At 62.5% G+C, this 24,645-nt stretch carries 25 protein-coding genes; 13 read left to right on the top strand and 12 right to left on the bottom strand.

Annotation, left to right across the window (positions count from 1 at the left end; genetic code table 11):
• Positions 1-227 precede the first annotated feature (227 nt).
• Positions 228-521, bottom strand: coding sequence for a hypothetical protein (locus AC09SL_RS18420; RefSeq protein WP_003197447.1), 294 nt, complete (start codon positions 519-521; stop codon positions 228-230).
• 164 nt (positions 522-685) lie between these two features.
• On the opposite strand from AC09SL_RS18420, the gene AC09SL_RS18425 reads away from it, so the two are divergent.
• The 4 genes from AC09SL_RS18425 to AC09SL_RS18440 are packed head-to-tail and all read left to right on the top strand — an operon-like array spanning position 686 to position 2,933.
• Complete coding sequence (locus AC09SL_RS18425) at positions 686-991, top strand: MazG-like family protein (protein WP_058543880.1); 306 nt, start codon at positions 686-688, stop codon at positions 989-991.
• Positions 988-1,737, top strand: coding sequence for a methyltransferase domain-containing protein (locus tag AC09SL_RS18430; RefSeq protein WP_058543881.1), 750 nt, complete (start codon positions 988-990; stop codon positions 1,735-1,737). Before AC09SL_RS18425 ends, AC09SL_RS18430 begins: the two co-directional genes overlap by 4 nt.
• Before the next feature lie 12 nt (positions 1,738-1,749).
• Positions 1,750-2,358 (top strand): DUF4136 domain-containing protein, encoded by a 609-nt coding sequence (locus AC09SL_RS18435; protein ID WP_058543882.1) that lies wholly within the window; start codon positions 1,750-1,752, stop codon positions 2,356-2,358.
• A gap of 20 nt (positions 2,359-2,378) precedes the next feature.
• The gene (locus AC09SL_RS18440; protein WP_058543883.1) at positions 2,379-2,933 is read left to right on the top strand and encodes a DUF4136 domain-containing protein; all 555 of its coding nucleotides are present in this window, start codon (positions 2,379-2,381) and stop codon (positions 2,931-2,933) included.
• Between the two features lie 104 nt (positions 2,934-3,037).
• Here AC09SL_RS18440 and AC09SL_RS18445 read toward each other — a convergent pair whose 3' ends face one another.
• Both AC09SL_RS18445 and AC09SL_RS18450 read right to left on the bottom strand, forming a co-directional pair.
• Positions 3,038-3,892, bottom strand: a complete 855-nt coding sequence (locus AC09SL_RS18445) for a MaoC family dehydratase (protein WP_058543884.1) — start codon at positions 3,890-3,892, stop codon at positions 3,038-3,040.
• A gap of 2 nt (positions 3,893-3,894) precedes the next feature.
• Positions 3,895-5,247 carry a 3-oxoacyl-ACP reductase gene (locus AC09SL_RS18450; RefSeq protein ID WP_058543885.1) on the bottom strand — a complete coding sequence of 451 codons (1,353 nt, stop codon included), beginning with the start codon at positions 5,245-5,247 and terminating at the stop codon, positions 3,895-3,897.
• A gap of 256 nt (positions 5,248-5,503) precedes the next feature.
• Here AC09SL_RS18450 and AC09SL_RS18455 point away from each other — a divergent pair, with 256 nt between their 5' ends.
• Positions 5,504-6,781, top strand: coding sequence for an acetyl-CoA C-acetyltransferase (locus AC09SL_RS18455; protein ID WP_058543886.1), 1,278 nt, complete (start codon positions 5,504-5,506; stop codon positions 6,779-6,781).
• Here the strand turns inward: AC09SL_RS18455 and AC09SL_RS18460 are convergent.
• On the bottom strand, positions 6,768-7,796 hold the full coding sequence (locus AC09SL_RS18460) for a bile acid:sodium symporter family protein (protein WP_058543887.1): 1,029 nt from the start codon (positions 7,794-7,796) through the stop codon (positions 6,768-6,770). The two genes, AC09SL_RS18455 and AC09SL_RS18460, sit on opposite strands and share 14 nt — an antisense overlap.
• Positions 7,797-7,875: 79 nt before the next feature.
• Between AC09SL_RS18460 and AC09SL_RS18465 the strand changes: the two genes are divergently transcribed.
• Complete coding sequence (locus AC09SL_RS18465) at positions 7,876-8,667, top strand: AraC family transcriptional regulator (RefSeq protein ID WP_058543888.1); 792 nt, start codon at positions 7,876-7,878, stop codon at positions 8,665-8,667.
• A 240-nt stretch (positions 8,668-8,907) separates the two neighbouring features.
• The gene (locus tag AC09SL_RS18470) at positions 8,908-9,801 is read left to right on the top strand and encodes a PA4780 family RIO1-like protein kinase (RefSeq protein WP_058543889.1); all 894 of its coding nucleotides are present in this window, start codon (positions 8,908-8,910) and stop codon (positions 9,799-9,801) included.
• Between the two features lie 313 nt (positions 9,802-10,114).
• Here AC09SL_RS18470 and cueR read toward each other — a convergent pair whose 3' ends face one another.
• The 3 genes from cueR to AC09SL_RS18485 all read right to left on the bottom strand — a co-directional run bounded on the left by cueR (position 10,115) and on the right by AC09SL_RS18485 (position 13,415).
• A complete protein-coding gene (gene cueR, locus AC09SL_RS18475; protein ID WP_058543890.1) occupies positions 10,115-10,516 on the bottom strand; it encodes a Cu(I)-responsive transcriptional regulator in 402 nt (133 codons plus the stop codon).
• Positions 10,513-12,906, bottom strand: a complete 2,394-nt coding sequence (locus AC09SL_RS18480; protein ID WP_058543891.1) for a heavy metal translocating P-type ATPase — start codon at positions 12,904-12,906, stop codon at positions 10,513-10,515. The genes cueR and AC09SL_RS18480 overlap by 4 nt, the downstream gene beginning before the upstream one ends.
• A gap of 125 nt (positions 12,907-13,031) precedes the next feature.
• Positions 13,032-13,415, bottom strand: a complete 384-nt coding sequence (locus tag AC09SL_RS18485) for a hypothetical protein (protein ID WP_058543892.1) — start codon at positions 13,413-13,415, stop codon at positions 13,032-13,034.
• 147 nt (positions 13,416-13,562) lie between these two features.
• On the opposite strand from AC09SL_RS18485, the gene AC09SL_RS18490 reads away from it, so the two are divergent.
• Both AC09SL_RS18490 and AC09SL_RS18495 read left to right on the top strand, forming a co-directional pair.
• On the top strand, positions 13,563-13,769 hold the full coding sequence (locus tag AC09SL_RS18490) for a heavy-metal-associated domain-containing protein (protein ID WP_058543893.1): 207 nt from the start codon (positions 13,563-13,565) through the stop codon (positions 13,767-13,769).
• 85 nt (positions 13,770-13,854) lie between these two features.
• On the top strand, positions 13,855-15,057 hold the full coding sequence (locus tag AC09SL_RS18495; protein WP_058543894.1) for a multidrug effflux MFS transporter: 1,203 nt from the start codon (positions 13,855-13,857) through the stop codon (positions 15,055-15,057).
• 1 nt (position 15,058) lies between these two features.
• Here the strand turns inward: AC09SL_RS18495 and AC09SL_RS18500 are convergent, their stop codons facing one another.
• On the bottom strand, positions 15,059-15,229 hold the full coding sequence (locus AC09SL_RS18500) for a hypothetical protein (RefSeq protein WP_165826052.1): 171 nt from the start codon (positions 15,227-15,229) through the stop codon (positions 15,059-15,061).
• 218 nt (positions 15,230-15,447) lie between these two features.
• On the bottom strand, positions 15,448-16,461 hold the full coding sequence (locus tag AC09SL_RS18505; protein ID WP_058543895.1) for a zinc-binding alcohol dehydrogenase family protein: 1,014 nt from the start codon (positions 16,459-16,461) through the stop codon (positions 15,448-15,450).
• 113 nt (positions 16,462-16,574) lie between these two features.
• On the opposite strand from AC09SL_RS18505, the gene AC09SL_RS18510 reads away from it, so the two are divergent.
• From AC09SL_RS18510 to AC09SL_RS18520, 3 genes are all read left to right on the top strand, one after another.
• On the top strand, positions 16,575-17,504 hold the full coding sequence (locus tag AC09SL_RS18510) for a LysR family transcriptional regulator (RefSeq protein ID WP_058543896.1): 930 nt from the start codon (positions 16,575-16,577) through the stop codon (positions 17,502-17,504).
• Positions 17,505-17,645: 141 nt separating this feature from the next.
• The gene (locus AC09SL_RS18515; RefSeq protein WP_058543897.1) at positions 17,646-18,380 is read left to right on the top strand and encodes an ArsR/SmtB family transcription factor; all 735 of its coding nucleotides are present in this window, start codon (positions 17,646-17,648) and stop codon (positions 18,378-18,380) included.
• Positions 18,381-18,491: 111 nt separating this feature from the next.
• The gene (locus tag AC09SL_RS18520) at positions 18,492-19,874 is read left to right on the top strand and encodes an MFS transporter (RefSeq protein ID WP_058543898.1); all 1,383 of its coding nucleotides are present in this window, start codon (positions 18,492-18,494) and stop codon (positions 19,872-19,874) included.
• 54 nt (positions 19,875-19,928) lie between these two features.
• Here the strand turns inward: AC09SL_RS18520 and AC09SL_RS18525 are convergent, their stop codons facing one another.
• The 3 genes from AC09SL_RS18525 to AC09SL_RS18535 form a co-directional block, all read right to left on the bottom strand.
• Positions 19,929-20,882: an adenosine deaminase gene (locus AC09SL_RS18525; protein WP_058543899.1), complete on the bottom strand. Its 954-nt coding sequence runs from the start codon at positions 20,880-20,882 to the stop codon at positions 19,929-19,931.
• 83 nt (positions 20,883-20,965) lie between these two features.
• Positions 20,966-21,931, bottom strand: coding sequence for a 2-oxoglutarate and iron-dependent oxygenase domain-containing protein (locus AC09SL_RS18530; protein ID WP_058543900.1), 966 nt, complete (start codon positions 21,929-21,931; stop codon positions 20,966-20,968).
• A 146-nt stretch (positions 21,932-22,077) separates the two neighbouring features.
• Positions 22,078-23,160: a BMP family ABC transporter substrate-binding protein gene (locus AC09SL_RS18535; protein ID WP_064107025.1), complete on the bottom strand. Its 1,083-nt coding sequence runs from the start codon at positions 23,158-23,160 to the stop codon at positions 22,078-22,080.
• Positions 23,161-23,537: 377 nt separating this feature from the next.
• Between AC09SL_RS18535 and AC09SL_RS18540 the strand changes: the two genes are divergently transcribed.
• Positions 23,538-24,629 (top strand): calcium:cation antiporter, encoded by a 1,092-nt coding sequence (locus AC09SL_RS18540; RefSeq protein ID WP_058545039.1) that lies wholly within the window; start codon positions 23,538-23,540, stop codon positions 24,627-24,629.
• The last annotated feature ends 16 nt before the right edge of the window (positions 24,630-24,645 follow it).

The following is a 24,645-nucleotide window of genomic DNA, read 5'->3' on the forward strand; positions in this document are numbered from 1 at the left end:
TCGTTCCCTGCGGAACTTGGGATTCATTGTCGCGAGAGGATTTAGCGAAACGTCGCACCGCCCCGCTGGGTTTTGTAGGAGCTGGCGAAGCCTGCGATCTTTTGAACTTGATCTTTCGCTCTTGACTTAATGAGCGTTGAGAAGATCGCAGCCTCGTTGCACTCGACAGCTCCTACAGAGATAAATCCCCTCACCACACTGGTGTCAGGCAAGGGATCGCCGGGGCTTCAGTGAATGATCCAGCTCAACAACCACAACCCCAGCACCAGCCAGATGATGCCCATGACGATCGAGGCCCGCATGAAGGCGCGGATTGCCGAGTACAGCAGCATCAGCCCGAGAATCAGCGCGATGATGCTGATGATCGAGGTGTCCATGCCCAGGGTGCGTGACAACCCGTCGACGAAGTTGCCGCCAGCGTTGGCCAGGGTGTTGAAGAGACCGCTGAGAAGGTCGACGATGAAACGGATCACCGAACCGAGCGCCTGGCCGAGCCATTCGAAAAAGCTTTCTACCTGCATACGTGCATCCTGATGGGAGGGGATCTGAGCTGAGCCGCTGGCTCCTGATTGTAGGAGCTGTGGCGGCCGAGTTGGTTCGATTATGGGGCAAACTGTCGCTTCGTACCGAGACGCTTGCCTTCCCCGGGCATCCCCCTGAAGCTATGCGTATTCAGGAGAACCCGATGAACCTTGTTGAACTGACCGAACGCCTGCATGCCATTCGTGACCGTAACGACTGGCGGCAATTCCACAGCCCGAAAAACCTCGCCATGGCTGCCAGTGTGGAAATGGCCGAACTGGTGGAGATTTTCCAGTGGCTGACCGAGGACCAGTCGCGCCAGTTGCCGGCGGACACACTGGCCCACGCCGGGCAGGAGGTCGGTGACATCGTGTTGTACCTGTTGCTGCTTTGCAGCGAACTGGGCCTGGACATGGACGCCGTGGTGCGCAGCAAGCTGGCCGACAGCGAGCGGCGGTTCGGCCAATGAGCGACCGTCATTTCGATCAGCTCGCCACGCGCTTCGCGGAAAAAATCTACGGCGGGGCCAAGGGCGCGATCCGCCTGGCGGTGCTTCAGGCCGATCTGCTGGAAAGCTTGCCACAGCGCCCGTTGCGCGTGCTGGACATCGGCGCCGGCCTGGGCCACATGTCGTTGTGGCTGGCCGAGCGCGGCCATCAGGTGACCCTGGCCGAGCCGGCCGAACCCATGCTCGAAGGCGCCCGCCAGCGCTTTGCCGAGGCGGGCCAGAGCGCCACGTTCATCCAGGCGCCGTGGCAGGATCTGCCCGGCCAGCTCACCGAGCCTTACGACCTGGTGCTGTGCCACGCGGTGCTGGAGTGGCTGGCCGAGCCCTATGCGATCCTGCCGGTGCTGCATCAACTCACGGTCCCGGGCGGCTGGCTGTCCCTGGCGTTCTACAACCGCGACGCGCTGGTCTATCGCAACCTGCTCAAGGGGCATTTTCGCAAGTTGCGCAAAAACGACATGGCCGGCGAAAAACAGAGCCTGACGCCGCAACAGCCTCTTGATCCGCGGGAATTGGCGGCGCAACTTGAAGGCCTGTGGCAGGTCGAAAACCAGAGTGGCGTGCGGGTTTTCCATGACTACATGCCGGTGGAGTTCCAGGCACGCGTGGAACTTGCGCAGTTGCTGGAAATGGAACTGGCCCATCGTCGCCATCCGGCGTTTGCCGGGTTGGGACGTTATCTGCACTGGATCTGCCGTCCAGTGTGACCGGAGCGTGAAATGAAAGGTCGTTCAGGGTTGTTGATGCTGTGCCTGGGACTGGCGGCCTGCCAGGGCAGTAACCCCTATGTCGCCACGTCCAATCCGCTGCCGCCGGCGCCGCCCGAGGCCGCCACGGTATTCGACCGCAGCGCTTACCCCGCGCCGCCCCGTGACTATGGGCGCTATCGCAGTTGGGCCTGGCGCGACGGGCGCCTGCCATCGGGTTCCGCCTGGGCGGATTCGGCCCAGGTGGCCGAAGCGGTGAGCAATGCCCTGGACCAGCGTGGCCTGCGCCCGTTGCATGACAACCGGCCCGCCGACCTGTTCGTCAGTGCCGACCTGCGCCTGGAAACCCGCGTGCGCCAGGTCCGGGACGACTATGATGCTGGCTACTACGGCGGCTACAACCGTTATGGTCCGGGTTATGGCATGTACCATCCGGTGCCGATGGTGCGCACGTATCGGGAACAGGTCGTGGTGGTTCGGGTGGACCTGTTCGATGCCCGCACGGGGCAACCGGTGTGGAGCGCCAGTGCCGAAACCGGCCAGCGTGGCAGTCAGAGCGAGCGCACCGATGCCATACGCCAAGCAGTGGAAAAAGCCCTGTCGGCGTATCCACCAAGTTGATTACGCAACGGAGAAAAACCATGTTTCGCCGTCTTGCTCTACTGGCCTTCACCCTGTTGCTGGGCGCCTGTGCCTCTAACCAGGTCAACCATGACTTTGACACCAGCCGCGATTTCGCGGCGTATCGCAGTTGGAGCTGGAAAGACCCGGCGCTGCAATATCGCCCCGATGACCCACGCATCAAGAGCGACCTGACCGAACAGCGGATCCGCCAGGCGGTGGCCGATCAACTCGATCAACGCGGCCTGCGTCCGGCGGCGAGTGGGCACGGCGATGTGCTGGTCCAGGCCTATCTGATCGTCGAGGATCGCCAGCAACAGGTCACCACCAACTACGGCGGTGGTTGGGGCGGCCCGTGGAATGGCTATTGGGGCGGGCCGATGTACAACGAAACCCGCAACATCAGCTACAAGGTCGCCACCGTGCAGATCGACCTGCTCGATGGCAAGGACGGCAAGCTGGTGTGGCGTGGCAGTGACGAACAACTGCTCAGCAACTCTCCCAACCCGACTGACCGCAACACGGCCGTGCGCGAGACGGTTGGGCGGATTCTGTCCAACTACCCACCTCGCTGATCGCGGCGTGACCCACCGCCATCGCGAGCAAGGATTTTGTGGCGGACACCAGCTCTGTGAACACCCGCTCCCACAGGGATTTACGGTGAATGCCGTCGACCTGCTCAGGCCACCGGCCGCCACTCTCCTACCATATGCTCCAAACCCCCAGCCCCCACCAGTTGCAGTTGTCCACTGGACCCCGCCGCACTCGCCAGCAGTACCACCTCACTGGGCAGGCGCACCGGTTTCTTGAAGGTCACATCGATCTCGATGTTGGCCTCGGGCAGGTGGTCATCCAACGCCGCCAGGGTCCTGGCCTTGTTCCACAGGCCATGGGCGATGGCGGAGGGGAAACCGAACAACCGGGCGCTGATGCCGCTCAGGTGGATCGGGTTGTAGTCGCCGGACACCTTGGCGTATTGCCGACCGATGTCAGCCGGTGCGGTCCAGCGCGCGACTTCAACCAATGGCAGGCTGGCCTGCGGCGAGTCTTCCACGAGAGCCCCGTCAAGCTGGACACCTTTGCAAAGCATCTGGCTTTGGGCCTCCCATAACGGCCCCAACTGATCATCAAGGCGGGTCACCAGGTCGAACACCGCGCCCTTGGGGTGGGCTTGCAGGTTCTCGACATTGACGCTGGCCCGCACCTGGCCGACCCCGCCCATGGGTCGCAATACGCGAATGCGATTGCTCAAATGGATCAGCCCCAGCAGTGGGAATGGAAAATTGCGCGCGGTGAGCAATTGCATTTGCAGGGCAAACGCCAAGACGTGGGGATAGGTCGGCGGCAGCAGTCCGTTGTCGGCGAAACCGCAGACTTTGCGATAGGCCGCCAAGCGTTGCGGGTCGACTTGAAGCATCTGGCGCAGGCCTTCCTCGGGCAAGGTCGTCCCGGTGACCTTGCGCCGTGTCGCCGCTTTCGAATAAAGCCCGGACATGGATGGCGGGCTGCTGACTTCGTGCCATTGGATCGTCATGGTCACGCTCCCAGAAGACTTTGCCCGCATACCCGCAGGGCTTGACCGGTCACAGCGCCCGTGCCCGGTTGCGCGAGCCAGGCCACGGCTTCGGCGACATCCTGGGGCAGGCCGCCCTGGCCCAGGGAACTCATGCGCCGCCCGGCTTCGCGCAAGGCGAAGGGGATCTCGGCAGTCATGCGGGTTTCAATGAAGCCCGGCGCCACGGCGTTGATGCTGATGCCGCGTGTTTGCAGCAGCGGTGCCCAGGCCTGGGCCAGGCCGATCAGCCCGGCCTTGCTCGCCGCATAGTTGGTCTGCCCACGGTTGCCGGCGATACCGCTGATGGACGCCAGCAGAACCACCCGGCCATTGTCGCGCAGGGTGCCGCTGTCGAGCAGGGCCTTGGTCAGCACTTGCGGGGCGTTGAGGTTGACGGCCAGCACGGCATCCCAGAATTCCGGGGTCATGTTGGCGAGGGTCTTGTCCCGGGTGATGCCGGCGTTGTGGACCACGATGTCGACGCTGTCGGGCAGGTGCTCGATCAACTGGGCGGCGGCATCTTCGGCGCAGATATCCAGCGTGACGCTGCGCCCGTTCAAGCGTGCCGCCAGGGCGTCAAGGTCGGTCTTGGCTTGTGGGACGTCCAGCAGGATCACGTCGGCGCCATCGCGGGCCAGGGTTTCGGCGATGGAGGCGCCGATCCCGCGGGCTGCGCCAGTGACCAGCGCCTTGAGCCCCGTAAGCGGTCGGGTCCAGTCCTGGACCTGGGTGTCACAGGCGTTGAGGCGAATGACCTGCCCGGAGATGAAGGCGCTCTTGGGCGACAGGAAAAACCGCAGCGCACCTTCCAGCTGGGCTTCGGCGCCGTCGCCGACGTACAGCAATTGCAGCGTCCCGCCGTGGCGCAACTCTTTGGCCAGGGAGCGGCTGAAACCTTCCAATGCCCGCTGGGCGCTGGCGGCGAACGGCTCGGCCAGACTTTCCGGCGCGCGACCGAGGATGACGACATGGGCGCTGTGGTCGAGGTTTTTCATCAGTGGCTGGAAAAATTCCCGCAACTGCTTGAGCTGGTCGGCCTGCACCAGGTGGCTGGCGTCGTACACCACTGCCTTGATTTTCGGGCCATGGCCGGGGATCCACTCGGTGGCCAGGGTCGGCTCGCCGCCGTAGATGAAAATGGTGTCGGTCAGGCGCTTGGCAAACGTGCCGATCTGCTCGGTCAACGGCCCGCCGCCCAGCAGCAATGCGCCTTCGATCGGCCGCAGGCGCCCAGCCTGCCAGCGTTCCAGGCGCACCGGCGATGGCAGGCCGAGGGACCCGACCATGCGCCGGCCAATGGGCGAGTTGGCAAAGTCGATATAACGGTCAGACATGGAACACACTCCGGCTGATGAGGTTCCAAGTGTGGACCATGATTGGCAATCAGTCGTTCGATTGGCGAGATAAAGCCTAAGCTTGAGCGGGAGCGGTTTTTCCAGGGCACCGAATCCCTGTGGGAGCCAAGCTTGCTCGCGATGCAGGCACCGCGTTTTTCAGGGTGGGTTGCGTCATCGTTCATCGCGAGCAAGCTGTGCTCCCACAGGGGACAGTTGAGTTTTATCGGTGCATAGACCTACAGGGGAGTTCTTCATGACACAACTACGCCGCGTCGCGATCATCGGTGGTAACCGCATTCCGTTCGCCCGCTCCAACGGGCCCTATGCCACCGCCAGCAACCAGGCAATGTTGACGGCTGCCCTCGAGGGGCTGATCGAACGCTACAACCTGCACGGCTTGCACATTGGCGAGGTGGCTGCCGGTGCGGTGCTCAAGCACTCCCGGGATATGAACATGACCCGCGAATGCGTGCTCGGCTCGCGGCTGTCACCGATGACGCCGGCCTATGACGTGCAGCAGGCCTGTGGCACCGGGCTGGAGACGGTGCTGCTGGTGGCCAACAAGATTGCCCTGGGCCAGATCGACAGCGGCATTGCCGGCGGCGTGGACACCACCTCGGACGCACCGATCGCGGTCAATGAAGGGCTGCGCAGAATCCTGCTGCAAGCCAATCGCGCCAAGACCACCGCCGACAAGATCAAGACCTTCCTGCAACTGCGTCCCCAGCACCTCGTCCCCGACCTGCCGCGCATCAACGAACCGCGCACCGGTCTGAACATGGGTGAGCACTGCGAATTGATGGCCCAGACCTGGCAGATCCCCCGGGAGGCGCAAGACCAGTTGGCCCTGGAAAGCCATCAGAAAATGGCCGCGTCTTATGCCGAAGGTTGGCAGAACGACTTGATGACACCGTTTCTTGGCCTGACCCGGGACAACAACCTGCGCCCGGACCTGACCCTGGAAAAACTCGCCACCCTCAAGCCAGCCTTCGAGAAAAGCGCCAAGGGCACGATGACCGCAGGCAACTCCACGCCACTGACCGATGGCGCTTCGTTGGTACTGCTGGGCAGTGAAGACTGGGCCAAGGCCCGGGGGCTGCCGATCCTGGCGTACCTGCGCGACGGTGAAACAGCCGCGGTGGATTTCGTCAATGGCGCCGAAGGGCTATTGATGGCCCCGGTCTACGCCGTGCCGCGATTGCTGGCGCGCAACGGTTTGACCTTGCAGGACTTTGATTACTACGAGATCCACGAAGCCTTCGCCGCCCAGGTGTTGTGCACACTGAAGGCCTGGGAAGACCCGGACTACTGCAAGACCCGCCTGGGCCTCGACGCGCCGCTGGGGGCCATCGACCGCAGTCGGTTGAACGTCAAGGGCAGTTCCCTGGCCGCCGGACACCCGTTTGCCGCCACGGGCGGGCGCATTGTCGCCAACCTCGCCAAGTTGCTCGATGCCGCCGGGCGAGGTCGCGGCTTGATTTCCATCTGCGCCGCAGCGGGCCAGGGCGTGACGGCGATTATCGAGCGCTGAGGACGGCGCCGTTCTGGCGGGACGCCAGTTCCCGGTGATGACTGGCGTAGCGCTCGGCGAGGACCGAGCAGACGATCAACTGCAGCGGGTGATAGATCATGATCGGCAGCAGGATCAGCCCCAGGCCGGGATGGTTGCCAAAAATCAACGCCGCCATCGGCACCCCGGCGGCGAGGGATTTCTTGCTGGCACAGAACACCGCGGCCACTTCATCGGCGCTGCTGAATTTCAGGACGCGAGCGGTGCGGGTGGTCGCCCACAAGATGATCGCCAGCAGCACGGCACTGCCAAGCACTGCGCTCAATAGCACACCGTTGCCTTGCTGTTGCCAGATGCCGGACACCATCGAGTTGCAGAACGCCGCGTAGACCAGCAGCAGGATCACCAGCTTGTCGATGATGCTGGTGTAGCGCTTGTACCTGCCGAAAAAGCCGGCCAGCCAACGCCGCAGGAACTGCCCCAGCACCAGTGGCAACAGCAACATCATGCACAGGTCGAGCAGGGTCGAACCGAGGTCGATGCCACCGGCGCCGCTGCCGACCACTAAACTGACCAGCAGCGGGGTCAGGAAAATCCCCAGTACGCTGGACAGGCTCGCGTTGAGAATCGCCGCCGGCACGTTACCTTTTGCACTGCCGGTCAGGGCCACCGAGGAGGATATGGTCGAGGGCAGGGCGCACAGGTAGAAGAACCCCAGCATCAGCAGCGCTGGCACGTGGCTGCCGACCAGCCAATGGCTGATCAGCCAGAGCAACGGAAACACGCCAAAGGTGAACGCCTGCACCATTACGTGCAGCCGGATGTTCTTCAAACCGTGACGGATCTGTTCGCCGGACAGGTTGACCCCGTGCAGGAAGAACACTACGAAAATGCCGATGTTGACCACCCATTCGGCATGCATGGCACCGCCCGTGGCACCAAAGGATGGAAAGAAGTACGCCAACAGTGTGGCGAGCAACATGCCGCACAGGAACCAGTCGGTCACCATGCGTTTGAGGTGTCTGAGGATGTGCATAGGGCACCGCAAGTTGTAAGAAAAGTCGACTTAGCCTAACGTCGTCCCAAATAGTCGTCTTGCGACATAAGGCCAATCAATGCCGCCTAACGGACACCAGCAGCTCGAACGCCGCATCCCCGACCTGGCGCAATTGCCGAGGCCGCTCTACGCCCGTGTCGAAAGCTTGAGCGCCGGTTCCTGGACGCAAGCCCATCGTCATGACTGGGTGCAGTTTTCCTACGCTATCAGTGGCGTTCTCGGTGTACACACCGCCGCGGGCAGCTTCTTTGCACCGCCACAACGGGGCATCTGGATCCCGGCCGACCTCGAACACCATGTGGTGACCTCCACCCGGGCGGAAATGCGCAGCCTGTATGTGCATCGCCACGCCTGCCCCTGGGCCGATGAGCGCTGTCGGGTGCTGGAAGTCACGCCACTGGCCCGTGAGTTGATCAAGGTGTTTTGTCAGCTTCCGGTCGATTATCCACAGGGTGATACCCAGGAAGAACGCCTGGTGCAGGTGCTGCTGGACCAACTGGCGACCCTGCCGGAGGTAGGATTCTCCCTGCCGCTGCCGCGACATGCCCGTCTGCTGGGGCTGTGTAACGAATTGATCGAACAGCCTGAGCAGAACGTCACCCTGCAAGCCTGGGCTGAGCGCCTGGGCACCTCGGAAAAAACCCTGATGCGCCTGTTCCAGCGCGAGACCGGCCTGAGCTTCCGCGCCTGGCGCCAGCGCATGCGCCTGTTGTCGTCCCTGGGGTCGCTGGAGAAGGGCGACAGCGTCACCAGCGCCGCGTTGTCCTGTGGGTATGATTCAACGTCCGCGTTCATTGCGGCGTTCAAGGGGATGTTCGGGTTTACCCCGGGGGAGCTGTTCAAGCATTGAGTCGTCGCACTTGCCTGCAACTGACGGTGGACATGGCTGTCAGCTCTTGTCGCAAATGCCCGGGCATTGAGATGCCAACGCCAGGTCCGGTCTCGGCTATGATTCGGCTCGGTCGATTGATCCGGCACATTGTGTGCATCACAGGTTCATAGGTCGGCAACCCCTCCCCGTGGAGGAAAGATTGCCGTATAACGACTGTCATTCGCGTGTTTGGTAATAAAGGACCCACAATAAAAGCTGATGAAGACTCCAAAACGCATTGAACCCCTGATCGAGGACGGTCTGGTCGACGAGGTGCTGCGCCCACTCATGAGTGGTAAAGAAGCAGCTGTTTATGTGGTGCGCTGCGGCAACGAGCTACGTTGCGCGAAGGTCTACAAGGAGGCGAACAAGCGAAGTTTTCGTCAGGCGGCCGAGTATCAGGAAGGCCGCAAGGTCCGCAACAGCCGTCAGGCCCGGGCGATGGCCAAGGGCTCGAAGTTCGGGCGCAAGGAAACCGAGGACGCCTGGCAGAATGCTGAAGTGGCGGCACTGTTCCGCTTGGCTGGCGCGGGTGTACGCGTGCCCAAGCCGTACGACTTTCTTGAAGGCGTGCTGCTGATGGAGCTGGTGGCCGACGAGTATGGCGATGCCGCGCCGCGTCTGAACGATGTGGTGCTGGAGCCGGATCAGGCCCGTGAATACCACGCGTTTCTGATTTCCCAGATCGTGCTGATGCTGTGTACCGGTCTGGTGCACGGCGACCTGTCGGAGTTCAACGTCCTGCTCACGCCAACCGGACCGGTGATCATCGACCTGCCGCAGGCCGTGGATGCTGCGGGTAACAACCATGCTTTCAGCATGCTGGAGCGGGACGTGGGCAACATGGCGTCCTACTTTGGCCGGTTTGCCCCGGAGCTCAGGCGCACCAAGTACGCGAAGGAAATGTGGGCGCTGTATGAAGCCGGCACCTTGCACCCGGCCAGCGTGCTGACGGGCGAATTCGACGAGCCGGAAGAGCTGGCGGATGTCGGCGGGATCATGCGCGAAATCGAAGCCGCCCGCCTGGACGAGGAACGCCGCCAGGCCGTCCGCGCCGCCGACGATGCCCCACCCGGCAAGACCGAAGAGCCACCGCCGCCATGGATGCAATGATCGGTTGAACAGAAACCCGGCCAGTGGCCGTAATGCTGTTCACTTAGAAAAAACGGCGCTTCTTTCAGAAATGGAAAGGCGCCGTTTTTTTGGCTTCGTTTTTTGGGGGGATTTTGGGGTTGGTGTGTATATCCATTTCTGCGGTAACGGATATACACCCTTACCCCAATGGGTCGAAACTGAAGATCCACAGCCTTAAGTGAACAGCATTAGGCCCTGGCCGGTTTTTTGTGGGCACTCTAAAATCTCATGCCCACCGCAGTCCCCTGTGGGAGCGAGCCTGCTCGCTCCCACAGGGGATTGGCGCAGGGCATCAATTCTGGCAACACCCCGACGCCAGTTCCTTGAGGATCGGGCAATCCGGGCGGTGGTCGCCGTGGCAGTGCTCTACCAGGTCCTGCAGGGTGTCGCGCAGCTCGGCCAATTCGCGGATTTTCTGGTTCAGCTCTTCGATGTGCTGGCGGGCCAGGGCCTTGACGTCGGCGCTGGCGCGTTGGCGGTCTTGCCAGAGGGTCAGCAGTTTGCCGACCTCTTCCAGGGAAAACCCCAAGTCCCGGGAGCGCTTGATAAAGGCCAGGGTATGCAGGTCATCGGCGCCGTAGATCCGGTAGCCGCTGTCGGTGCGATGGGCTGCCTTGAGCAGGCCGATGGACTCGTAATAGCGGATCATCTTCGCACTCAGGCCGCTTTGGCGGGCCGCTTGGCCGATGTTCATCGCTTGTCCTCCAGCTGCTTGGGTGTCCAGAACTTCAACAGTAACGCATTGCTGACCACGCTGACGCTCGACAGCGCCATGGCCGCGCCGGCCAGCACCGGGTTGAGAAAACCGAACGCCGCCAGAGGGATGCCGATCAAGTTATAGACGAACGCCCAGAACAGGTTCTGGCGGATCTTGGCGTAGGTCTTGCGGCTGATGTCCAGCGCCGCCGGCACCAGTCGCGGATCGCCGCGCATGAGGGTGATGCCTGCGGCATGCATCGCCACGTCGGTGCCGCCGCCCATGGCAATGCCGATGTCGGCGGCGGCCAGGGCGGGTGCGTCGTTGATGCCATCGCCCACCATCGCCACCACCGAATGGCGCTTCAACTGTTGGACGATGGCGGATTTGTCCGCTGGCAATACCTCGGCATGGACATTGGAGATCCCCAGCGCCTGGGCCACCACCCGGGCGCTACCTTGGTTGTCGCCGGTGAGCAAGTGGCTGGCGATGTGCTGTTCATTCAAGGCCTGTACCGCGGCGAGGGCACCGGGCTTGAGCGTGTCACCGAAGGCGAACAGGCCCAGCACCCGAGGCGTCGTGCCTTGTTCGATCAGCCAGGACAACGTGCGGCCTTCGGTTTCCCAGGCCTGTGCCGACTCGGCCAGCGAACCGGGGTCCAGGCCCAGTTCATCCAGCAGGCGTCGATTGCCCAGGGCCAGGCGACGCCCGTCGAGGCTGCCGGCGATACCGCGTCCAGCCAGGGACTGGCTGTCGCTGACATCCGCCACGTCCAGGCCGCGCTCGGCGCAGGTATCCAACACGGCTTTGGCCAGAGGGTGCTCACTGCCGCGTTGCAGCGCGCCGGCCATTGTCAGCAACGCGTCTTCATCACCGTCGAGGGCCGTCAAGTGGGCGATGCGCGGCGTGCCGGAGGTCAGGGTGCCGGTCTTGTCGAACACCACGGTGTCGACTTCATGGGCGCGCTCCAGCGCCTCGGCGTCCTTGATCAGAATCCCGTGGCGAGCGGCCACGCCGGTGCCGGCCATGATCGCCGTGGGCGTCGCCAGGCCCAGGGCGCAGGGGCAGGCAATCACCAGTACGGCGACGGCGTTGATCAGCGCGGTTTCCAACGGCGCACCGTACATCCACCAGCCGATCAACGTCGCCAGGGCCAGCAGCAGTACTACCGGTACGAATACCTGGCTGACTTTATCCACCAGTTTCTGGATCGGGGCCTTGGCGGCCTGGGCGTCTTCTACCAGGCGGATGATGCGCGCCAGGACGGTCTCGGTGCCTAGGGCTTGCGTGCGTACCAGCAGCCGGCCTTCGCCATTGATGGCGCCGCCGGTGACTTTGTCGCCGGGCTGCTTGGGCACCGGCAGGCTTTCGCCGCTGATCAGCGCTTCGTCGGCGTGGCTCTGGCCTTCCAGTACTTCGCCGTCCACCGGGAAGCGTTCGCCGGGCTTGACCAGCACCAGGTCATTCAAGCGCAGGGCGCTGATGGCCACGTCCCGCTCCTGGCCATCGACCACCTGGATCGCCCGTTCCGGGCGCAAGGCTTCAAGGGCGCGGATGGCGCTGGCGGTTTGTCGCTTGGCGCGGCTTTCCAGGTATTTGCCCAGCAGTACCAGGGCAATCACTACGGCCGAGGCTTCGAAATACAGGTGCGGCATGCTACCGGGACGGGCGATCACCCATTCATAAAGGCTCAGGCCGTAGCCGGCGCTGGTGCCCAGGGCCACCAGCAGGTCCATGTTCCCGGCACCGGCACGCACGGCCTTGAAGGCGGCGACGTAAAAGCGCGCACCGAAGATGAATTGCACGGGCGTGGCCAGGGCGAACTGCACCCAGGCCGGGAGCATCCAATGCACGCCGAACGGCTGCAGCAGCATCGGCAGCACCAGCGGCACGGACAGCACAATCGCCAGCACCAATACCAGGCGTTCACGGTTCAGACGGTTGGCCTGCATGTCAGCGGGCTGTTCGGCCTGCCAGACAGTGGCGTCATAGCCGGCGCGCTTGACCGCATCGATCAGGGTTTGTGGCTCCACCTGGCCGAGCAGTTCGAGGTGGGCCCGCTCATTGGCAAGGTTGACGCTGACGCTGTTCACACCATCGACCTTGCCCAGGGCGCGTTCGACCCGGCCGACACAGGAGGCGCAGGTCATCCCTTCGATGTTCAGCTCCAGGGTTTGTACGGGGACGCTATAGCCAGCCTGTTCGACGGCCTGCATCAAGGCCGGCAGGCTGCCTTCGGGGGCCTGCACGCGTGCCAGTTCAGTTGCCAGGTTCACACTGACGGCGCGCGTGCCGGAGACTTTGCTCAAGGCCCGCTCGACCCGCCCGGCGCAGCTGGCGCAGGTCATGCCGGCAATCGGTAGATCGAATGTGGTGGATTCGGACATCGGTCAGGCTCCCTGTAGTGAATGACTACAGAATCAACCTTGCCATGTTGGCAAGGTCAAGCGCCAATCCAAATTGTGGGAGCAAGGCTTGCCCACAAAGCTTGCCCACCGGTGCAAGTGGTGTGTCAGTAACCGAGCCCAGCCTGCTTGAGGTACATGCCTTGCTCATTCATGGTGATGCGGAACTTCAGAATGTCACCGGCCTTGAGCGTGATGTCCTGCGACCCTGGCGCGAGCATGCCCGGATTGCACCCCGGTGCCTGTCCCGGAAGCAATTTCAGGCGCAAGGAAAACTGGCCCGGCGGCAGGTTGAACGAGGTGCTTTGCTCCTGGAACAGCCTGGCCGAGAGCTGATCCTGGATGTAGATGCCGATTTCGCAACTGGTCGCCACTTCCAGGCGCTCGCGAGAAATGATCAGCACGCCGTAGTCTTCGCCGACGGCCGATGCCTGGGGCGCCACCGCTGAAAAACCGAGCATGCAAAACAGGCTGAACGCTGACCAGCGCATGGCTGAACCTCCGGTGTTAATCCTTGATGTGTGCAGCTTGGCTGAGCGCGATGCCGATTGCCAGCCCGGCAGTTTTCGTCAGAACTTGACCTTGCCATGATGGCAAGCTTGAGACTGCTGGCAACCTCAACCCCAAGGAGTTATCTCATGCAAATTTTCAATGTTCCGGGCATGTCCTGCGGTCACTGCGTCAAGGCCATCACCCAGGCAGTCAAGGCCAAGGACCAGGGGGCCAATGTGCAAATCGACCTGGGTGCCAAGACTGTCCAGGTCCAGAGTTCGTTGCCGGCCGATGCCGTGCTCGCGGCCATCAAGGAGGAGGGCTATGAGGCCGCTCTGCTTGAAGTTTTTTAATCGTTAGCGACCTACCGGAATGTTCAAGACCGCCCGGCACGGCTAGACTGTCGGGCTGTCGAACGACGCCTGAGCTGGACGCCCGATGAACTTCCGTACCATTCTGATTCTTGGCGCCTTGAGCGCTTTCGGTCCCTTGGCGATCGACTTCTACCTGCCTGCCTTTCCGGCGATGGCCACCGCCTTCGGCACCGATGAAAAACACATCCAGTTGACCCTGGCGGCCTATTTTCTCGGCTTGTCCATCGGGCAACTGGCCTATGGGCCAGTGGCGGATCGCTTCGGACGGCGCATTCCATTGCTGACCGGGGTCGGTTTGTTCACGTTGGCATCCCTGGCCTGCGCCTACGCGCCGAGCCTCGAATGGCTGATCGGCGCCCGCTTCGTCCAGGCCCTGGGTGGATGCGCCGGGATGGTGATTTCCCGGGCGGTGGTCAGCGACAAATGCGACGCGGTGGGTTCGGCCAAGGTGTTTTCACAGTTGATGCTGGTGATGGGCCTGGCGCCGATCCTCGCGCCGATGCTGGGCGGGTTGCTGGTGAACCTGCATGGCTGGCAGTCAATCTTCATTGCCCTGACCGTGTTTAGCGCATTGGCGTCGACGGCGGTGGCCTTGTGGCTGCCGGAAAGCTTGCCGGACCATGTGCCTCGGCAACCGTTGTCGGGGGCGTTGCGCCAATACGGTCGTTTATTGACCGACGCCGCCTACCTCGGCCATGCGCTGACGGGGGGCATCGCTATCGCCGGGATGTTTGCCTACATCGCCGGTTCGCCGTTCGTCTTCATCAAGCTTTACGGTGTTCCGGCCGAACACTTCGGTTGGCTGTTCGGCACCAACGCGGCGGGCTTCATCCTGGTGGCCCAGGTCAACGCCCGGCTACTGTCCAAGCGCGGCCCAGCGTTCCTGCTGAGTCGCGCGGTATGGGTCTACCTGGGTGCGGGGCTGAGCCTGCTGGCCGTCAGTTCATTGCAACCTGCGCAGTTGTGGCCGCTGCTGGTCCCTCTGTTTATCTGCATCGCCAGCCTGGGGTGCATCCTTCCCAACGCCTCGGCTTGCGCCATGAATGGGCAGGGCGCCCGGGCCGGCAGTGCTTCGGCGATGCTGGGATGCTTGCAGTTTTCCGTGGCCGCCGGAGCCGCCGCGTTGGTGGCGGCGCTGCATGACGGCACCGCCGTGCCAATGGCGCTGGTCATCAGCCTTTGCGGGCTGTTGGTGGTGAGCGCCGCGATGCTGACCCGTCGCCTGCAAAATGCCCGGGCCCTGGCCCAGGCCAGTCGCGAGGGCTGACTCAGCCGGCCGCGCGCTGCTGTTGTTCGGGGAAATGATGAGGGGCGAGGATCCGCGCTTGCAGGGTGCTGGCGAAGGCTTGGGCTTCGGCCTCGGTACGGAAGGTGACGACGTGCTGGTCAAGACGCACTTGCCATTGGGATTTTGCCACTTCTTTTATCAGGATCTTCATTGCTGACCTCCTCACGAAAAGATTGTGTTGCAAAGGCCTCGAGTGTAGACCTGAATGTGATCGCAATTGTGACAAGGATCAATTCTCGGACTGACGGCATGGGTTTTTGTGGGAGCAAAGCTTGCTCGCGATAAATGGTGACGCGGTCTTATAGAGAACCGCGGTGCCTCCATCGCGAGCAAGCTTTACTCCCACAAGCGCTAGGCCCATATCGTGGGTCAGAAGCCCTCGAGCACAATCTTGCCCTTGGACTTGCCGCTTTCCAGCAAGGCATGGGCGCGGCGCAGGTTCTCGGCGTTGATGGTGCCGAAATGCTCGCCAACCGTGGTCTTCAGCGTGCCGGTGTCGATCAGGGCGGCCACGCGGTTGAGCAGTTTGTGCTGTTCAACCATGTCGGCCGTCTCGAACAGCGAGCGGGTGTACATGAGTTCCCAATGCAGCGACAGGCTCTTGCGCTTGAGCTTGGTCACGTCCAACGCCTTGGGATCGTCGATCAGCGCCAGTTTGCCCTGGGGCGCGAGGGCTTCGACCAACTGGTCCAGGTGCTGGTCGGTCTGGGTCAGGCTGGCGACGTGGGTTACCTGAGACTGCCCAGCTTCTTTCAACACTTCGCTCAACGGCCGGCTGTGGTCGATCACCAGGTCGGCACCCAGGCCGCGCACCCAATCCTGGGTCTGTGCACGGGACGCGGTGCCTATCACCTTCAGCCCGGTGAGTTGGCGGGCCAGTTGCGTCAGGATCGAACCCACGCCGCCCGCGGCGCCGACGATCAACAGGCTTTGGCCCTGGTCGTCCTGGCCTTCCTGGATTTGCAGGCGCTCGAACAACAACTCCCAGGCGGTAATGGCCGTCAGCGGCAGCGCCGCCGCTTCGGCGAAACCAAGCGTCTTGGGCATGTGGCCGACGATGCGCTCATCCACTACGTGCCGCTCGCTGTAGCCGCCGGCCCGGGCGATGGAGCCGGCGTAGAACACCTTGTCCCCGGTCTTGAACAACGTGACCTCGCTGCCCACCGCCTTGACCACGCCGGCCACGTCCCAGCCCAGCACCTTGGCCGCGCCGTCTTCGGGCTGGACGTTCTGGCGAACCTTGGTGTCCACCGGGTTGACCGAGATGGCCTTGACCTCTACCAACAAGTCCCTGGGACCGGCGACCGGTTCCGGCAGCTCGATGTCCTGGAGCGATTGCGGGTCGGTGATGGGCAACGAGTGGTAGTAGGCAATGGCTTTCATGAAGCGGCTCCGTGAAGTGAGTGAGATGACGGCCATGTTTAGCTATTTATCGCCGAGATAAAACCGGCTAAAAGAACAGGCTCTTTCAATGATTTTTTGATAATGGAGTCGTCATGCTTCGCTTCGATGACTTGCAGTTGTTTGTCCGGGCGGCGGACCTGGGCAGTCTCTCGGCTGCGGCCAGGGCCATGGACCTGTCGGCGGCGGTGGCCAGTGCCGCGTTGAAACGGATCGAGCAGCACCTCGGCGCGCGGCTGTTGGCCCGCTCCACCCGTAGCTTGCGCCTGACCGCCGAAGGCGAGGGCTTTCTCGAATATGCCCGTGCCGCGTTGAGCAGCCTTGACGAAGGCCGGCGGTTGTTGACCAGCGGCCAGGACCAGGTCAGCGGGGTGTTGCAGTTGTCCGCGCCGTCGGACTTGGGGCGCAACCTGCTGCTGCCTTGGCTGGATGCGTTCCAGCGTGAGCACCCCGGGCTGACGGTGCGGCTGCTGCTGGGCGATCGCATGGCCGACCTGTTCAAGCAGCCGGTAGATATCGCCTTGCGTTATGGCGAGCCGGAAGATTCGAGCCTGGTCGCGCTGCCCATTGCCGGGGATAACCGCCGGGTGTTGTGCGCATCGCCGGACTATCTGGCTCGCCAGGGTGAACCCCATCAACTGGAACAACTGGCCCAGCACAACTGCCTGTTGTACATGCTTGGCAGCCGGGTTCATGACCGATGGGCTTTTCATGACGGCAAACGGGAGATGAGCCTCACCGTCAGTGGCGACCGGTTCAGTGACGACGCCGATGTGGTGCGGCGCTGGGCGGTGGCGGGTGTCGGGATTGCCTATAAATCGTGGCTGGATGTGTCCACCGACGTCCTGGCCGGGCGCTTGAAAATCCTCTTGCCGCACCTGCAATGCGAACGCGCACCCCTCAATCTGCTGTGTGCCCACCGGGCGCAATTGAGCAAGCCCATCAACCTTTTGCGAGACATGCTCCAGGCTCGCTGCGGTGAGTTGACGGCTCGTTTTCCACTTTCGGCGGGAGTCGGCCATTAGTCGCGGGCAAATAGAGACTTTTCCCTCAGGAACAATCGCCTCCAAAGGTTTCCGGAGGACAGGAAAGCTCGATCGCCACGCTTATACTAGCGGCCGCCTGCGCCAGAGCAGTAGACGAATGATTCAACAGGGAGTGAATACATGGAACATGCACCTTGCATCAGCCAGATCGCCACGCTGCTGGCCGACCCCAAGCGCAGCGCAATGATGTGGGCCTTGATGGACGGCACGGCCCGGCAGGCCGAGGAGCTGGCGTTGCTCGCCGGGTTATCGCCGTCCTCGGCCAATGCGCACCTGGGGCGCTTGTCCGCCGGAGGCCTGTTGAAAGTCGAAGCCCGGGGCCGCAAGCGGTTTTTCCGCCTGGCAGCGCCTGAAATCGGCGCTGCCGTCGAAGCGCTGGCCAGCGCGACGCTGGTCAGTACACCGCGGCAGATTCCGGACGTCCTCAAGCGCCGGGTCCTGCCGACCAAGGCGCCGTCGGCCCCTGCCTCGTTGATGCGGGCCAGGCTTTGCGACGATCACCTGGGGGGAACCCTGGCGGCGGACCTGTACCAGCGCCTGCTGGACGCCGGGTGGATCGAGCAGTTCGAACAGCGGGTGATCGTCACCCACAAAGGCGCCAATCAGTTGGCCGAGCGTGGCTTGTTCATCCAGGCCCTGGCCCATCGCAACACCCGCATCGCCTGCGCCTGCCCGGACTGGAGCGAGCGTCGTCCACACTTGGGGGGCACGCTGGGGGCAGCCCTGTTGCAACTGTTCATGCAGTCGGGTTGGCTGAGCTTGCCCAACGATTCGCGAGCCCTGCAGGTGACGACGCTCGGCCAGCAGGAAATCCACCGGTTCGCCCGGCAGGAGGCGGTTGAGATGGCGATATAGGGAACGCTCCTGGTGCGTCGCTCAGGGCTGTCGGCAGGTCGTATTCAGCAATAGCTGCCTGCAAGGTTCGCGCAAACTCGGTCCGGGGAATTATCGGATTGGGGAGGCAGCATGGACATTCACGGCTACAACGCGGCGGAACGATTGGAGCGGTTACCCATCAGCGGTTACCACCGGGTCATCTTCATCATTATCGCCCTGGCGTTTTTCTTCGACTCCATGGACCTGGCGATGATGACGTTCCTGTTGGGGTCGATCAAAGCCGAGTTCGGCCTGAGCACCGCCCAGGCCGGTTTGCTCGCCAGCTCCAGCTTCTTCGGCATGGTGGTGGGGGCATCGCTGTCGGGCATGCTGGCCGATCGTTTCGGGCGCAAGCCGGTGTTCCAGTGGAGCATCGTGTTGTGGGGCGTTGCCAGTTACCTGTGCTCCACCGCCCAGGACATCGAGACCTTGACGCTGTTTCGCATCTTGCTGGGGATCGGCATGGGCATGGAGTTTCCGATTGCCCAGTCGATGCTCTCGGAGCTGATCCCGGCCAAGCGTCGGGGCCGCTACATCGCCTTGATGGACGGGTTCTGGCCGCTGGGTTTCGTGGCGGCCGGGATACTGTCGTATTTCCTGCTGCCGGTGGTCGGCTGGCGCGACATCTTTCTGGTGCTGGCGGTGCCGGCGGTGTTTGTCCTGGCGATTCGTTTCTTCATTCCCGAATCGCCACGCTGGCTGGAACAAGCCGGTCGGGGGGACGAAGCGGACGCGGTGCTCAAGCGAATCGAAGACAAGGTCCGCGCCTCGCTGGGGCGTCGCGACCTGCCGGAACCGATTCGCCTGCCGAGGATTGAGAGTACGCCGGGCAATTTCTTTTCGGCCCTGGCGCAGATCTGGTCACCGCTGTATCGCCAGCGCACGATGATGATCTGGAGCGTCTGGTTCTTTGCCTTGCTCGGTTTCTATGGCCTGACATCCTGGCTCAGTGCGTTGTTGCAGCAGTCGGGGTTCGCGGTGACCCAATCGGTGTATTACACCGTGCTGATTTCCCTGGGCGGGATTCCCGGCTTCTTGATGGCGGCCTGGCTGGTGGAACGCTGGGGGCGCAAACCGGTGTGCGTCATCACGCTGCTGGGCGGCGGGATGATGGCGTTTCTGTATGGGCAGAGCGCAGTGTTTGGTGGCAACGTCGGGCTGTTGATCAGCACCGGTTTGCTGATGCAGTTTTTCCTGTTCGGTATGTGGGCGGTGCTCTACACCTACACGCCGGAACTGTACCCCACCTCGGCCCGGGCCACCGGTTCGGGCTTTGCTTCGGCGATCGGTCGCGTCGGTTCGCTGCTCGGCCCGCTGGTGACCGGTCTGGTATTTCCCATCACCGGCCAGGGTGGCGTGTTCGCCCTGGGCGCGTTGTGCTTCGCCGTGGCGGCGGGGGTGGTCTGGTTGTTCGGGATGGAGACGCGGGGCAAGACGTTGGAGGAGTTGAGCGAAGCGAGCGTCGCCGATTAAACACGATCCCCGGTGGGAGCGGGCAAGCCCGCTCCCACCGGGGGATTGTCGGGCTTAAGGTTTTACCAGCCGCGCATCCAGGCTGTTCTGCGCCAGGCGCTTGGCCTGGTCCTGGGTCATGCCCAGGTGGGTGTACAGCGCATGGAAGTTTTCGGTGACGTAGCCGCCGAAGTACGCCGGGTCATCGGAGTTCACCGTCACCTTCACGCCGCGCTCGAGCATGTCGAGGATGTTGTGCTGCGACATGTCGTCGAACACACACAGCTTGGTGTTGGACAGCGGGCACACGGTCAACGGAATCTGCTCGTCGATGATCCGCTGCATCAGTCGCTCATCTTCAATGGCTCGCACACCATGGTCGATGCGCTGGATCTTCAACAGGTCCAGGGCTTCCCAGATGTACTCGGGCGGGCCTTCTTCGCCGGCGTGGGCGACGGTCAGGAAGCCTTCGTTGCGCGCGCGGTCGAATACGCGCTGGAACTTGCTCGGTGGATGACCCATTTCCGAACTGTCCAGGCCCACGGCCACGAAGGCCTCGCGGAACGGCAGCGCCTGGTCGAGGGTCTTCTGGGCTTGTTCTTCGCTCAGGTGGCGCAGGAAACTCAGGATCAGGCCGCTGGTGATGCCCAGTTGCTGCTCACCGTCCTTGAGGGCGGCGGCGATGCCGTTGAGCACCACTTCGAACGGGATACCACGGTCGGTGTGGGTTTGCGGATCGAAGAACGGTTCGGTGTGGATCACGTTCTGCGCCTTGCAACGCAACAGGTAGGCCCAGGTCAGGTCGTAGAAGTCCTGGGAGGTGCGCAGCACATCGGCGCCCTGGTAATACAGGTCGAGGAATTCCTGCAGATTGTTGAAGGCATAGGCCTTGCGCAGGGTGTCGACGTCGCTCCACGGCAGGGCGATCTTGTTGCGTTCGGCCAGGGCGAACAGCAGTTCGGGCTCCAGCGAGCCTTCCAGGTGCAGGTGCAGTTCAGCCTTGGGCAGGGCGTTCAGCCAGTCGTACATGGTCTTTTCTCATCAGTGAATCGATGGCGGGCATTCTACAGGCGCTGGCTGCCTTGTCGGGTAAAACCTGACCGGCTGATCCACTACACGGCGAGTGGCTCACGCCGGTAAGCATAGGTGTCGGCGAAGCGCGACAGCAGGAATTCGGCGCAGGTAGTGGTTGGGTACTTTGGCGGGTGGGTGTCATCCTGGCAACCGGGCAGGCATTGGATCAACGTGTCGGGGTGCGGCTCGGCAAAGAACGGCATCGAGTACCGGTCCACCCCCAGCGGGCTGATTACCCGATGCGGTGTGGACAGGTAACGGTCGTTGCTCCAGCGCGCCATCATGTCACCGAGGTTGACCACGAAGGTGCCGTCGATGGGCGGTGCGTCGATCCATTGGCCGTCGACGTTGCGCACTTGCAGGCCACCAGCGGCGTCCTGGTAGAGCAGGGTGATGCATCCATAATCGGTATGGGCACCGGCACCTTGCTGCTCGGCGCTACTGGCGGTTTGGCGTGGCGGGTAGTGGATCAGGCGTAGCACGCTGACCGGTTCGTTGAAGCGCGTGTCGAAAAAGTCTCGCTCGATACCCAGGGCCAGGGTCATGGCCCGCAGCAGGGTTTGGGCAAGTGCCTGCATGTCGCGGTAGTGCTGCTCCATCAAGCTTTCCCAGCCAATCAGGTCGGGGTGGCGGTTGGGGCCACGCAGGGGTTTTTCCGCCAGCACGTCGGGGTGACCGGCCGGCAAGTGCAGGCCCATGTCGAAGGTTTCCTTCAGGTCGCTGGGCTTGGTCGGGTCCAGCTGTTCGGTGGCGACGGCGCCATAGCCGCGGTGGTGGCGGGTCTGGGTGATGTCGATCTTGAGTTTTTCTTCGACGGGCAGGGCGAAGAAACGCTGGGCGCTGTCCAGCACCTCGGCGATGCGCGCCGGGCTGATGGAGTGGCCCTTGATGTAGAAAAAGCCCCATTCGCGGCAGGCGCGGTCGATCTGTTCGGCGACGGCTTGCCAGGCGCCGGATTCATCGCCGTAGAGCGGGCTGATGTCGATAATGGGAAGGCTGTTCATACTGCTTTCCTGATTTAAAAATGGAGATCCCTGTGGGAGCGGGCTTGCTCGCGAAGGCGGAGTGTCATTCAACATTGATGTCGACTGATACACCGTCTTCGCGAGCAAGCTCGCTCCCACATTGGGTGTTGTGTTGAGCCTGAGGGTTATTTGGGCATCTCAGCCTTCATGCCTTCGACGTAATAATTCATCGAGGCCAGTTCCGCGTTGGTGGCGCTCACGCCCGCCGGGATTTTCTCGACGCCGGCCTGGTCCTTGATCGGGCCGGTGAACGGGTGGAAGGCGCCGCTCTTGATGTCGGCGATGATCTGCTCGGCTTCGCCCTTGACCGCTGCCGGCACCAGGTCGCTGATCGGCAGTTTCACCGTGCCTTCCTTCAAGCCACCCCAGTAGTCCTGGGATTTCCAGCTGTGATCGAGCACGCTCTGGGTCGCCTGGATGTAATGCGGGCCCCAGTCATTGACGATGGACGTCAGCACCGCCTTGGGACCGAAGTGAGCCATGTCCGACGCGTAGCCCACCGCATAGACGCCGCGTCGCTCGGCAGCCTGGATCGGCGCCGGGCTGTCGGTGTGCTGGAACACCACGTCCACGCCCTGGTCGATCAGCGCGTTGGCAGCGTCGGCTTCCTTGCCCGGGTCGAACCAGGAGTTGACCCACACCACTTTGATCTCGCTGCCGGGGTTGTACTTGTTCAGGGCCAGTTGGATGGCGTTGATGTCGCGGATGACTTCCGGGATCGGGAAGGAGGCGACGTAGCCGATCTTCTTGGTCTTGGTCATCTTGGCCGCGAGGAAGCCACCGACGTAGCGGCCCTCGTAGGTGCGAGCCAGGTACGTGCCCATGTTCTTGTCCTGCTTGTAGCCGGTGGCGTGTTCGAAGATCACCTTGGGAAATTGCTTGGCGACCTTGAGCGTCGGGTTCATGTAGCCGAAGGAGGTGGTAAAGATCAGGTCGTATTTGTCCTTGGCCATGTTGCGGATCACCCGCTCGGCGTCGGCGCCCTCCGGCACGTTTTCCACGTAGTTGGTGGTGATCTGCTCGCCGAATTTCGCTGCCAGCTCCTTGCGCCCTTGTTCATGCTGATAGGTCCAGCCGTGGTCGCCGATCGGGCCGATGTAGACGAAACCGACCTTCAGCGGGTCGGCGGCACTGGCATTCAGGCCAGCGCCCAGGCCGACGGCGGCGACGACGGCGCAAAGCAACTTCTTCAAGGGGCGTTTGTGCATGAACTCGAACTCCATTTTGTTGTGAGGTTGGCTGTGCAGCATCAATGCAAAATGCTGACCAACAAGACAACAAATATTCGACACCTTGATGCCGTCATCGCGGGCAAGCCTTGCTCCCACAAGTGCAAGGCCAAATCATGTGGAATCAGGCCTTGCCCCGACAGATGGGGCAGCCCAACCTCATGGGAAGGCAAGCTTGCTTCACAAGTGCGACGCAATACCTGTGGGAGCAAGGCTTGCCCGCGATGAGGTCTTTGAGAACAATAAAGGTGCACCCTGCCTGCAAACGCCACCCCCTGGTGCATCACACCGAACGAAACGTTCAGCGCCTCCTATAGTCAGTAACTCATGACCCCGCCCACGGTGACAGGCTCGCGATGCTCACTTTGTTCAAGCAAGAAAAACTGCTGTTGCTGGCGCTGATCGCCGCGTGTATCGCCTACCCGCTGGAGCACTGGCTGCTGGGCAGCGGGCAGGTGGTGGCGTTGGCCGGCGGCCTGGTCCTGATCGGTTTCATCGTCGCGGCGTCCATGCGCGTGGCCCATCACGCCGAACTGCTGGCGGAAAAGGTCGGTGATCCTTACGGCACCATGATCCTGACCTTGTCGGCGGTGTTGGTGGAAGTGGTGATCCTGGCGATCATGATGAGCAACGAGGCGTCGTCGACGTTGGTGCGGGACACGATCTACTCGGCGGTGATGCTCGACATCAACGGCATCCTCGGGCTCGCGGCGCTGATGGGCGGGATCAAGCATGGCGAGCAGGCTTACAACGACGATTCGGCGCGCACCTATAGCGTGATGATTCTCACCGCCATGGGCGTGTCGATGGTGGTGCCGGAGTTCATTCCTCGCGAGAGCTGGAAAATCTATTCGGCTTTTACCATCGGCGCGATGATTGTGTTGTACACCTTGTTCCTGCGCATGCAGGTCGGGCCTCACAGTTACTTCTTCAGCTACAGCTACCCGGAAAAACGCCGCAAGAAAGAGCCGGTGGGGAACGAACCGGAACCCACCAGCCTGACGATTTCCATCGGTGCACTGGTGTTTGGCGTGGTGGTGATCGGCGCCCTGGCCGAAGTCATGTCCAAGACCCTCGACCTGGGGCTGGAAGGCTCGGGGGCACCGCCGGTGGTCACGGCGATCCTGGTGGCCGCCATCTCCGCCGCACCGGAAATCCTCACCGCCCTGCGCGCAGCCCTCGCCAATCGCATGCAGTCGGTGGTGAACATCGCGCTGGGTGCTTCGCTATCGACTGTGATCCTCACGGTGCCGGTGATGGAAGCCATGGCGCTCTATACCGGCCAACCGTTCCAGATGGCAATGACTCCGGTGCAGACGGTGATGATCTTCATTACCCTGATCGTCAGCGCGATCAACCTCAACGATGGCGAAACCAATGCTATCGAAGGCATGACCCATTTTGTGTTGTTTGCGACGTTCATCATGTTGTCCCTGCTGGGCCTCTAGAAGAGCGTCGCGGGCA

Source organism: Pseudomonas sp. PF05, assembly GCF_056521845.1.